This is a genomic window from Pseudoflavonifractor sp. An184 (assembly GCF_002160305.1).
Lineage (GTDB): Bacteria > Bacillota > Clostridia > Oscillospirales > Oscillospiraceae > Lawsonibacter > Lawsonibacter pullicola.
On sequence record NZ_NFKI01000035.1, the window covers coordinates 22,314 to 34,299 of the forward strand.

Here is an 11,986-nt window from a genome sequence, read left to right on the forward strand (position 1 = left end):
GTCTCTCCTTATTTTCCAAGGTAGGTTTTGATGATCTCCAGATACTCGTCGGGGTAGAAACCGATCTCACCCTGGAAACGGGTCAGGGCAATCAGGCCGCCGTCGATCTCCTCAATGGAGGCAAGCATTTCGGCGTTGTCCACCTTCAGGCCGCCGCCGTACACCACATCCAGGCCGCCGGTGCGCTCCTTGACAAAGCGGGCGATCTTGGTGATGTAGTCCTTGCCGGCCGGGGTCTTGCCCGGGCCAATGGACCAGACGGGCTCATAGCCGATGACTACCTTGGAGGTGTCCACGCCGTCCAGGCCCACGCTGAGCTGCTCGCCCAGGACCTCCTGCCAGCGCTCCTGCTCCTCGCTCTTCTCGCCGATGCAGTAGAGCACGGTCAGGCCCTGCTCCACAGCCAGGCGGATCTCCTGGTTCAGGAGGCGGTTGACTGCGGCGGTGTCGGTCACCCCGGCCTCAGCCAGGATGCCGGCCTTGTCGTTGCGCTCCTCGCAGTGGCCGATGATGGTGGACGTGCACCCCATCGCCTTGGCGATAGAGGCGGGACGGTTGGTGGTGAAGGCTCCGAAGTTTCCGCCCACGGCGGTGTTCATCCGGTAGACACCCTGGCAGCCCACCTGAACGGGGCTGTTTTCGCACAGGGCACTCACAGCGCCCAGGATGTGAGCCTCGGGGAAGTATTGAACAAACTCAACCTGGCTGGGGTCGTACTTCTTCAGACCATCCTGGGTGTGGGAGACAATATAGCTGCCCCAGTCCTTCAGCGGGGCGATCCGGTTGACGCCGCCGTACTCCACGGGAACGTCGAACCGCTTCAGATTCAGATACAGATGCTTCATGGCCGCTCCTCCTTACTTCTTGTAGAAGGCGATCATATCCTCTAGGGACTTCTGCTCCACCAGAGGAGCCTTCCCGTAGGAGCCGAAGTTGACGATCAGGGAGCCGACCGCCTCCTTCACGCCGGCCTCCACCCGGCTCATGAGCAGGGCCACATCCTCGTCAGGCACATTGCCGGTGAGGATGGTGTCCATGATGGGCGGGAAGAACACACGGGGATCGAAAGCGGACTTCTTCTCCTCCAGGAGGGCGTACACACCGCCGATGGAGGCGCTCTTCTGCAGCTCGGGCTGCTGAGCAAACAGCTCCTTCATGTTCCGGGTGACAGCCAGGCGGATGTCAGTGTCCACGTTGATCTTCCGGATGCCGCAGGGAATGGCGGCGATGAGCTCGTCCACATTGATGCCGTAGGCGTTCTGGATGTCGCCGCCCAGGTCGTTGATCTCCTTGACGATGTACTGAGGCACGGTGGAGGAGCCATGGGACACCAGCGCGCAGAAGATGCCCAGCCGGTTGATGCACTCCTTGATGGCGATGGGGATCTCACGGCGCAGCTTGGCGTTCTTGCCCTTGTTGGCGCCGTGCTGGGTGCCGTAGGAGATGGCCAGGGCGTCTACCCCAGTATCCTGGATGAACTTCACCGCGTCCAAGGGGTTGGTGTAGGTGGAGGTGGCGGCGAAGACGTGGTCCTCCTGGCCGCCCAGCACGCCCAGCTCGCCCTCGACGCTGACGCCCCGGGCGTGCGCGTACTTGACCACCTCGCGGGTCAGCTCAATGTTCTGATCCAGCGGCAGGGAGGAGCCGTCGATCATAACGGAGGTGTAGCCGCCGTCGATGGCAGCCACGCAGGAGTCAAAATCCTTGCCATGGTCCAGATGAAGTACGATGGGGATGGGAGAGTTCTCACCGTACTTCTTCACCGCGTTGGCAATGTTCCGGGCACCCTTCTTTTTGTCCTCCAGGGTCCCGTTGGCAAAGTCCACACGGCCGCCCATGAAAGCGTTGGCCAAATCCGCGCCCTGCAGGATAGCGGGAGAGCGGAAGGTTTCGTGCATCTCAATGACAGCTTTGGCCTGTGCCACAGCGTTAACATTGAACGCACCCTGAGCATAATTGTGAGTTTCGGCGGCCTCCATGAGAGGTCTCAGTGGTACCAGTGGCATAATTCATAACCTCCATCATTTAAAGTTAATTATTTTTTTAATTAAATTAACTAATTGAAGTATATACCTTTTGGGGCCATGTTGCAATTCGGAATAGATAACAAAGATTTTACACTTTTTTCTATAAAATACACAAAAGGGCGGATTGAGATTACGGTCGGCACAAATAAATTAACGAATCGTTCTTGTGCACAGGTACTAAAAATGATCTGTTTATTTTGGTAGTTTCAACACTTTTGAATTGCATAAGCCGAGGATACTTTTTACTTAAAGTACTGTTCTTCGGGCTCAAACTTTTGGCTTCTGCTGTGAAATGACCGGGTTGGAGCGGACGGATAGGAGGCGATCAATGAACGTGAAAATGTTAGTTCGTACCGCCGGAGCACTTGTTTTTTGTTCTTTGCTTTTTGGGGTTTCCGGGTGCCAGACGAGGGAGCCGCTCCTGTATGTGAACGGAACTGCGGTCACGGAAGAAGAGATGGCGCTGCTCAATGACGATGCCGATACTGCGGTCCATATGAAGGTACTGCAGCAGACGGCGGAAGAGTATGGCGTGATCGATGCGTTTTCACTTGAGGAGCTGAAAAGCGATCTGGAGCAGGAGAATCAGCGGCGGGCACAGCAGCTGCAGGATGGAGAAGTGGTCTACGGGATTCAAGAGTACACTCTGGTTCAGTATTACAACATTGTGATGGGGGAATATGAGAGTTCGCTGGAGGACACCCTGGCTGAAGCGGCTTCTGAAGAGAATTTGTTGGAATACTACCACTCGCATCTTGAAGACTACAAGGAGATCGGCAAGACGTCTGCGGATGTCAAGCTCTATTCTGGACGGGAGCTGGTCAACCAATTTTCAATTGAGTTGACCGACAGTACATACCGAAGCATTTCAGAGCAGAACGCAGAATTGGCTGCCAATCTTGAAATCATGGAAGAAGGCGAGACTGAGACTTGGACCGATGAATACGGTTTGGAGTGGCAAGTGACCTGTACGGATAAAACGGATTCCTCCTATGCGGCCTTCGAAGATGTTCGTGGTGCTGTTGCGGAGCAGTATGCTGCAGCTCAGCTGCAAAATATTTTGGATAATAAAATTACAGAAAGCAAAGTCGAAGATCTGCGATAATTTTGGGAGGGAAATTTGTATGACGAGAAAAAAGCAAAAGCTTAGAAAGCGGATCGGAAGTCTTCTCCTGTGCATGTCACTGGTGTCCAGCATCATGGGGATGCCAGCCTATGCAGCGTACACGGAGGATACTGAGGATATGAGTGAAGCGGTCGTATCCGAAGCGCCGGAGGACGTGACACTTCCGACCGACTCGGAGACCGGCGCTGAGGAGACCGACGCGGTCGAAGCAGAGGATGTGGGCACCGCCGAAGCCGAAGAAGAAACCCATGTAGAAGAAATACTTGAGGCGGATGAAAACAATGTGGCAAACGTAAGTGCCTCTCATATTGACACCCTCGACCGTGTCCTTATTGAGGAAAATTTTGATCAGGGAAATCAGGGCTATTGGGATGTGCTTAACTCCAACGGCACGGTTTCTTTTACCGGTGGAAAAGCGGTTTTTAATGGCTCGGGTCCATGCAACAGAATTGGATACAACGGTGACATCATTGATGCAGATGACTTTTTGATCCAGCTGAATATGACACTGAATGAGGGCAACACCAATTCCAATGCGAAGATCGCCTTCAAAACTGCCGATCAATACGAAGGGGACCGGCTGCAGGTGCGCTTCAACTTCGTGCAGGGCGGTATTTATGTGGAACGTACGCAAAATAACAGCGTCATCAATTTCACAAAAGTATGGAGTCAGGGCGGAGATTTTACTTGGGAGACCGGAAAGACCTATGCGATCAACGTGCTGGTAGAGGGAGATCAGATCACGGTATATGTTGACGGTACCGAAATCGTTTCTGTCACCAACGCAGATATTCAGTCCATGGAGAAGGGATATTTCGCGATTGCTGGCCAGTATCCCGCTCAGAACTTCAGTATTGACGATCTGTGCATCAGTACAGATGAGGAATTGTCCGGAGAGTTGTATACAGTGACGCTTCAGACCGCTACCAACGGTGTTATTGACAGCGTCCCTGGAAGCGGTGGTGGTACCCTGACCGCAGACAAGGATAGCGGATACGATGGAGAAAAAGTCACACTCAGCCCGGTTCCGGCTCATAATTATGTCTTTGATTCCTATGGATTTTTCCTTGAAAACGGCACCTCGGCAGATGGTTTGATCACGGTCATCAACAACACCATCACATTAGACTCCAAATTCGGGAACATCACAGTGGTTGCCTATTTTGTCTCCCGGGAGCCTGGAGCGTATGAACTCTTCTATGATGACTTTGCGGCATCGGAGATAGACGACGCCTATAAGACGGTTGGAGATCTCAGTTACATCGAACAAAATTCCGGCGAACTTACCATTGACGCCGTTGCCAACGGCAGCAACTATCTGCTACTGGATCAGTCGGTCTTTGACGAGATGACAGCTGACGGCGATTATCGGATCTCCACGGATGTGAAAAAGGGGAATGCGACCAACGGCACCATGCAGATCATGTTCAAGGGTGAGGACACGTCTATCAATGGCCGATATGTGCTCGTTCTGAACGGCGGTGCCGCAGTATTTCGCTATATTGATCCCAGCAACAATACCAATATCCAGCTTGCAGCCACGAATTTCACGTTCTCTAATGAATATGTGCATGCTGATGTCGAAGTAATCAGCGATACGGTCACATTCTATGCGGATGATCGCGAGATCCTGAGCTATACCACCGATGACAACTGGAAAAACGCAGACAACTGCGTCGGTCTGATCAACATGACCGGTGGAGCCCCGGTGGTATTTGACGAACTCCTGGTGGAGCAGATTCCGTCTGCAGTGGACATTACGCTGACTGTGAAGCTGGAGGAAAACGGCTCCCAGACAGTGGATACAGACTATGTGAGCGGCACGGTTACGGCTGACAAGACCAGCGCCGTCAGTGGTGAGACTGTTACCCTGACCGTGGTTGAAAAGGCCGGTTATCAGCTGAAGTCCATCACGGTGAATGGAGAAGAGATCAGCAACCTGACCTTTACAGTTCCCAGCACTGTTACCGACAGCCTGGATATCGTGGCGGTGTTTGAGCCCGCGCAGCTGAGAACGCCGAGAAATTTCTATATTGATTCCGAGAATGGCGATGACAGCAATTCCGGTACGATCGATGCTCCTTGGAAGACTTTGAGCCAGCTGGAGGAATATTCTCAAACCTACGCCCTGGTGCCTGGAGATCAGGTCCTTCTGAAGCGCGGCAGCGTGTTCGAGAATGAATCTCTCCAGTTCTCCGGCATGGGAACGGAGCAGAATCCCATCGTGATCAGCGCCTACGGCGACGGCGAGGATCTGCCGCGGCTGGATGGCAACGGCGTTGTTGAAAATGTGATCTCCCTGTTCAATCAGGAATACATCACAATTTCCAACTTGGAGATCACCAACACATCCCCTAACTACAACAGCCAGTTCGGCCTGAATACCAGCACGAACACCAGCTTGGCGCTGAGGGCAATCAATGTATCCGCAAAAGATTTTGGCGTCGTATCGGGAATCAAAATCCAGGACTGCTACATTCACGACATCAACGGCAACATCAACTTGAAGTGGAACGGCGGCATCTTCTTTGACGTTCAGGCCGATGTGATCGGTGGCGAATTAAGCGGCATCCCCACCAAATATGACGATGTTCTGATTGAGGGCTGCACGTTTATCAATGTGGACCGTTCGGGCATTAAGCTCGTCAATTCTGCCTGGTGCAACCAGTGGCTCCCCAACAGCCCGGACATCCCGCTCAACTGGTACCCCTCCACGAATGTGGTGGTGCGGAACAACTACATGGAAAAGATCGGCGGTGACGGTATTACCACACGTGACACCGACGGCGCCTTGATCGAGTACAATCTGGCGAAAGACTGCCGCTATCAGAACACCGGCTATAATGTGGGTATTTGGCCCTTTGAAGCTGCCAACACCGTGATTCAGTACAATGAGGCATACAATACACACGGTACTCAGGACGGGCAGGGACTCGATTGCGACCATGCTTCTTCCTACTCCCTGATGCAGTACAATTACAGCCATGATAACGAGGGCGGATTCATGCTGATTATGGGTGGTTATCCTCACACTGCGCCTACCGTGAGATATAATATCAGCCAAAATGACTGTGATAAGACTTTTGAATTTGCCCAGGGAATCCCCAAGGGTACGATGATCTACAACAACACCATTTATTCAGACCAGATTGTCTCCCGTGGCGTGCTGTTCCTGTCCAATACGGCGGCCGGACTTGGTGTAAATGACTTCTACATGTTCAATAATCTGTTCTGCTATCCTGATGGACAGACCTTCTATGGTGGAGGAAACGCTTCCAATATCACTGATCTGACCAACAAGGGAAAACTGTACAACAATGCGTATGTTGGCGGAATCTCCGCGCCAGTCGCGGACACGGGCGCAGTTGTTGTGGCGGATATTGATACGGTTCTGGTCAACGCAGGCAGCGGACCCGACAGCAATCCCTCCACTACGCCCATTACCGGTGCCTCCGGTGAGCTTGATGGATATCAACTGGTGGCAGGTTCGCCGATGATCGACGCCGGTGCAACGATGGCAGAGTCGGTCACGCACTTTGGCGGAGCTATGAATGAGATTGTTGACGGTACGGCCCAGTCTCCCAATGAGCTGTATTATCAGGCACAGTCGGCCGACTCCATCGACTACATCATGGGCGAATACTTCCCCGAGATTGCGGGCGTTGACTATGAAGTGGACTTCTTTGGAAACAGCCTCTATGCCGGTAATGGTCCTGACATCGGAGCGGCTGAGTATCTTAACAACAGCCAGTCGTAACTTGCAAGAGCTTTCAACCACTCGCTTTCTTTCAGCTGCTCGGGCAGAGTTTGCAGCAGCCTGAAGGGAAACAAATGCTGAAATGAAGAAAAGACGGCCCACAATGGCTCAAGCTGCCATTGTGGGCCGTCTTTCTGCGTCACCAAAGAGAGGACGGAAAAAGCGGGAAGCTGCGCGGAGCTTCAGTCAGATGAAAATGCGCTGCGGAATGCACGGTTGCTTCGCAGGCGCTGAGCTGCCCGGGAGATCCATGCACCTACGTGATTAGGCTTGACCCCGTATAGTGCAGCGATCTCCTGACCGGTCATGCCCTTGACCTTCAGATCCATTGCCTCAAGCCCCAGCCGGACTACGCCGCTGGACTGAGCGTGCACCTGATGCAGGGTCCGAACAAGGTTCTCGCCGGCAAGTTTATTCAGCACTTGCTCCTCAAGCGAGGGGGAACCGTGGTCCGCCGGCGGCTCCGGCTCCGGAATGCTGTCCAGGAGGGGCAGGTCCGGTTCCCGGCGGCAGATCTGGCGGCAATAGGAGATCAGGCCGTTGCGCACCACCTTCCGCGCGTAGGCGCCGAAGCCGGACGGTCCGCCGGTATAGGCGGCGGCAGCCCGACACAAGTGGATGCAGCCCTCCTGATAGACGTCGCTGTAATTGAGTCCGCAGACCTGTGGGTTGAGCTTGATGTGGTCCCGGATGACCCAATCGACCACGGGGAGGTAATGCTCGACCAGACTGCGCTGGGCCTCTGTCAGAGCCATGGGTTCATTCATAAATTCCACCTCCTTTCTCACGCGGCCGCGCGCTCTGGCTGACTGGTCTGGGAGCACATGGCGATGAGCCGGTCGCATTGGTAATGGGAGAAGCATGCGATATGTGCCTGCTCTTCCGGAAGTCCCAGGGCGCCCCGGAGCCAGCGGTATGCCTGTTTCTTGGTCAGCGGCCCCTCCTTCCAGAGCCGGTCAAATGCGGCGTGAGCCTGGATGCGCTTGCGCCGGAGGGCCGGATCGGCGAGGGACCCCATAGGCAGACCGCTCTTTTTGTGGGCGCTGACATAGGCGTCGCAGACCGGGTGGCGGGCGCAGGCGTAGTAGAGTGCGCCTGGATCGGCGGCCGCGTCGCCGAACAGGTCCCGGCCGTACCGTCGTACGGCGGGGGCGCCGCAGTATGGGCAGTGAATATGCAGACGTTTCAAGGATCTTCACCTCCATTGATCTTTTGGTCAGGGAATTTCTATGCTTTTCATGTATGGGCAGAGCATGGGAGCGAGAGGTACAGGGAACTCAGGCGGCGGACCCCGCAGGTTTGAGTGGAGTCGCAGAGCCAGAGCAGTGTTCTGCGGTACATATCTTCCAGGTCCGAGCGGGAGATATGGCTGCGGCATTCAGAAGGGTCGATCTGCTCCCCAGTCAGCCGCTGGTAAAGTTCTGCCGGGATCACGACCGGTTCTCCATCCCGCTCCGTTGTAAAAAGATGGCCGCGGCACGGCGCGTCCAGACAACACGACGCTTCACTGCAGGCATCGACAAAGACCGCGTTTCTCCAGTTTCCATCCACAAGGGAGATGAATCGTGCAAGGGTACAGCTCTGGCATGCCATGAGAGAACCTCCAATCCTCCTTATTTTCATTACGCCCATTTTTTCGGCGATTTTGCCCGTGAATGTTGTAAATATTTTGTGAATTGTAGGAGCGGAGGGATGCTCCGCATAGACCGGTGAAGCAGAGGGGTCTTTTGATGCCGCGCAAGCTCCAGAGTTGCCTCTGTTCAGGAGATCCAGCCCTTTGCCTCCAGGGCGGAGAAGTATGAATAGGTCTTTGGCGTCACACCCTGTAACTGCGCCATCCGTTCCGCATGATCGGAGTTGCTGACCCAGTAGGCAAAGTAATTTGCAAAGTATTCGCGGCTATTTGTCGCAGAGTAGTCACCCAGAATGCGGAGCGCCTGCTCCGCCTCCTCTTGATAGAGCAGTTCATGGACAGCGGGAAACTCGAGAGTCCAGTCCAGAAAGTGGCCGAATTCGTGAACCGTGGGTGAAGCGGCGCCGACGTAGATCCGCTCCTCGGTGTAGGAGGTGAGCCCGACACAGCTCAGGTTGTTCTCGGCACCGTAAGTCTGCAGGTACCCGGGGTCCAGATGGTACTCCCAGCCGGCCGCGTCAAAGGCGTCCAGGATAGGGTCCGGTACGGAGTCGATCTCCAGGAGGCAGTCATTGAGGTCGGCGGCCGTGCTGGAAGAGATGGTCAGTTCCTCCAGGAGAGGAGGGGGATCGATCTCAAAGTGCTGGCTCATAAGAGCAAACAGCAGAAGTGCGGCGTCGCCTCGGGTCATGATGCCGTTCGGATCAGCTCCCGCCGGGCACAGCCCCAGTTCTGCTCCGATTCTGACGGCATTGTCCCAATCTGACCCTTTCGCTCCGCCGGAGTACAGGGATTCGTCATAGACGGGGATCTCAAAGGTGCGGAATGCGCTGAGCAGCAGTTCTCCACGGCAGATGGAGGAGTCAGGAGCAGTGACTGCGTTCATGTCCAGCCAGCCATTGAGAAAACACCGCTGAACACAGGCGGCCATGAATTCCTCAGGGGGAAAGGCGGAAAAGTCATCATCACCCTGAGCCTGGGAAAGAAAAACGGCCCACTCACGAATCGTGATGGGCCGTTCTGGACTGAATTGATGATCACCGGTTCCTGACGTGACGCCATGCTGGACAAGGTAGGCCGTACTCTGCGCATAAATGGAGCTGGCAGGAACGTCCGCGAAGTACGCGGGGCTGTCCGCAGCCAGGGCCGGTGAAGTCAGGATGCCGGTGATGGAACAGGCTGTAGCGGAAAGTGCAAGAAGTCTGGTCAGCTTCATAATCAATGTTTTACCTCCTATGATTGAAAAGTTCAGCTCGTGAACAACTGCCTGGTGCGGCAGGGGACAGGTCTGTGCATAATGTGAAATTTTGTGAAAAAAGAACCGAGTGTCCTGCAGATTTCCGCAGAGCACTCGGTTCAGCCTATGATCCAAAAGGGGCCGCCCGACCCGGCCCGCCTGCTGGCTTCATTGAGTATGATGGACAAATCCCAGGCCTTCTGGCTCCGATTATAGCTGGCGGGATCGGCCACCAGGATCTTGTTGTCCTGGACGCCTCTCAGAACAATGAAGTGGCCGCTGGATGTGAAGTGCCCTTTGGTCATGAGAGCCACAACCAATTTGCCCTGGCTCAGTGCGTCCACAATCCTCTGCGGCTCGGAGGCGGTGCAGCCCTCGACCGGGAGGCCCCATGCCTTGGCGGCGCCGGGGATCAGAGAATGGTAGGAGCCACTCTTGCTGCACCAGTACCCGTTCTGATAGGCCCACTCCGCCATCTCTATTGGATCGACGGTATCGCTGGTCAGAGACGAGACCACGATGGCCATGGAGGTGGGGCCGCAGCCGTAGCCGCCGATGTCGTCGGTCCCGTAGGGCTCATCGGCGTAGCGGTCATCCAGCTGGTTGTAGTAGACGACTTCGGTGGCTCCATCTGTGAATCGGATGGTCCCTAGGGATGGGATGCTGTCGGAGCCCTCGGTGTACTGGAACATCCCGTCCCCAAGAAACAAGCTGAGATTCTGTGCGTAGTTATCCGCCAGCTCCTTTTGGTCATCGGAGAGGTGGAAGATCTGGTCGGCAAAATAGGCCTCGCCCTGGTACAATATGGTGTAGATGTACCAGAGTTCAGAACTGCTCTCATCCTCCTCGGTTTCAGGATCGTCCGGGACACTGCGCACTTCAGATGTCCTGCTGAAGGTATAAAGAGATTTTTTTTCGGCGCGGAGGACTTGTTCCAGTTCTGAGATGGAGATGTGTTCCCAATCCTGATTCTTGGCGGCGCAGTATTGGGAGAGAATGAGGTTGGCGTTGCTGACGAGGTTTCCTTCATAGGGATTGACGACCTCGTACTTGTCGCCGTCAGTCCCGGCAAAGTCCTGGGCGATACGGGCTTCTACGTCATCGATCCCCTCGCCCAAAATCTGATTTATGGTGAAGGAGATGTCGTTAATATTTTCTGTAATGGCGCTGTTATCGTTTAGTATAGGAAGCGCAGAGCTTGATGTTCCGCTGCCGGTTAGCCCGCCGAAAATCACAGAGGGCAGCATCAGGATAAAGAGGACGGGAAGCAGGAGCAGAAAAGCGATGACAGCAATAATTTTCCCGATATGGTGACGGGAGCCCCAGAGTGCACCTGCCACCGCGCCGTAGGGCCCGGCGGCTGAGGCGCCCTTGGCCGCCGCCGCGATGGCTTTCCCGGTCTTCAGGGCCCCATATGCAGTGTGGGCGGTGCTGGCTGCCTGGCCGATGGCGCTGTCCTCCCGGCGGTCAGCCATGGCACACATCCCCCTGGTACAGGTCTGCTGTGATATCGTCGATGACCTGCTGGAAAAGAGCCAGCAGACGCGGGTCGAATCCACCGCAGCTGCCGCTTAGAATCATGTATTTCGCAGACTCATGGGACACTGCTGGCCGGTAACCGCGGCAGGTCCGCAGCGCGTCATAACAGTCCGCGAGACTGACGACTTGGACATAGCGGGGAATCTCCTCCCCGTGCAGATGATCCAGGTAACCAGCTCCGGACCACCGCTCATGGTGGTGCAGGCAGATCTCACGGGCATACTGGATGAGTGGGGGGCAGGAGGGGCCCAGGGGGAAGAGTGCGTCCAGCACCTGCTTCCCATACTCAGCGTGATTTTCCATGAGACTTGTTTCCTCCACAGTGAGAGAACCAGTCTTGTCCAAAATGACTTCGGGAACAGAGAGCTTGCCCAGATCATGAAGCCGAGCGGCGCCGGCGATATTGAGAATGTCCCCCTGCGAGAAGCCTGGGAACTGACCGGAGGACCATGCGGCGGTGAGCAGGCGTTGAGTCAGGTCATAGAAATAGGGAGTGTGGCTGGCTTTCTCCAAGTGGTCAAGGCGCACCTGGAGCTCTGCGATTGTAAGTGACATATGTGACCTCCTCGTATAATAAGTTTGAAAGTTAATAATTCAGATATCAGCAGGCTTAGAGATGCCCGTGATACAATAGCTGTAGGACAGCAGGGTCAAGTTCTCTACCTCC

Annotated in this window: 9 protein-coding genes; 2 read left to right on the top strand and 7 right to left on the bottom strand. The window is 55.0% G+C overall.

The annotated features are described in order from the left end of the window. Positions 1-8: 8 nt before the first annotated feature. Together B5F19_RS11615 and B5F19_RS11620 are read right to left on the bottom strand one after the other, a co-directional pair. A complete protein-coding gene (locus tag B5F19_RS11615) occupies positions 9-845 on the bottom strand; it encodes a triose-phosphate isomerase family protein (RefSeq protein WP_087290622.1) in 837 nt (278 codons plus the stop codon). Positions 846-857: 12 nt separating this feature from the next. After that, positions 858-2,006: a class II fructose-bisphosphate aldolase gene (locus B5F19_RS11620; protein ID WP_087290625.1), complete on the bottom strand. Its 1,149-nt coding sequence runs from the start codon at positions 2,004-2,006 to the stop codon at positions 858-860. 349 nt (positions 2,007-2,355) lie between these two features. On the opposite strand from B5F19_RS11620, the gene B5F19_RS11625 reads away from it, so the two are divergent. Beyond that, complete coding sequence (locus B5F19_RS11625) at positions 2,356-3,132, top strand: hypothetical protein (RefSeq protein ID WP_087290628.1); 777 nt, start codon at positions 2,356-2,358, stop codon at positions 3,130-3,132. Positions 3,133-3,151: 19 nt separating this feature from the next. Continuing rightward, positions 3,152-6,910: a right-handed parallel beta-helix repeat-containing protein gene (locus tag B5F19_RS11630; RefSeq protein ID WP_087290631.1), complete on the top strand. Its 3,759-nt coding sequence runs from the start codon at positions 3,152-3,154 to the stop codon at positions 6,908-6,910. A 182-nt stretch (positions 6,911-7,092) separates the two neighbouring features. Here the strand turns inward: B5F19_RS11630 and B5F19_RS11635 are convergent, their stop codons facing one another. From B5F19_RS11635 to B5F19_RS11655, 5 genes are all read right to left on the bottom strand, one after another. Beyond that, positions 7,093-7,677 (bottom strand): sigma-70 family RNA polymerase sigma factor, encoded by a 585-nt coding sequence (locus B5F19_RS11635; protein WP_162612569.1) that lies wholly within the window; start codon positions 7,675-7,677, stop codon positions 7,093-7,095. Positions 7,678-7,694: 17 nt separating this feature from the next. Further along, complete coding sequence (locus B5F19_RS11640) at positions 7,695-8,099, bottom strand: zinc-finger-containing protein (RefSeq protein ID WP_087290635.1); 405 nt, start codon at positions 8,097-8,099, stop codon at positions 7,695-7,697. A gap of 571 nt (positions 8,100-8,670) precedes the next feature. Next, a complete protein-coding gene (locus B5F19_RS11645) occupies positions 8,671-9,759 on the bottom strand; it encodes an S-layer homology domain-containing protein (protein WP_140394225.1) in 1,089 nt (362 codons plus the stop codon). A 140-nt stretch (positions 9,760-9,899) separates the two neighbouring features. Then, positions 9,900-11,255 carry a C39 family peptidase gene (locus tag B5F19_RS11650; protein WP_087290639.1) on the bottom strand — a complete coding sequence of 452 codons (1,356 nt, stop codon included), beginning with the start codon at positions 11,253-11,255 and terminating at the stop codon, positions 9,900-9,902. Next, positions 11,248-11,874 (bottom strand): HD domain-containing phosphohydrolase, encoded by a 627-nt coding sequence (locus B5F19_RS11655; RefSeq protein WP_087290641.1) that lies wholly within the window; start codon positions 11,872-11,874, stop codon positions 11,248-11,250. The genes B5F19_RS11650 and B5F19_RS11655 overlap by 8 nt, the downstream gene beginning before the upstream one ends. Between the last annotated feature and the right edge of the window lie 112 nt (positions 11,875-11,986).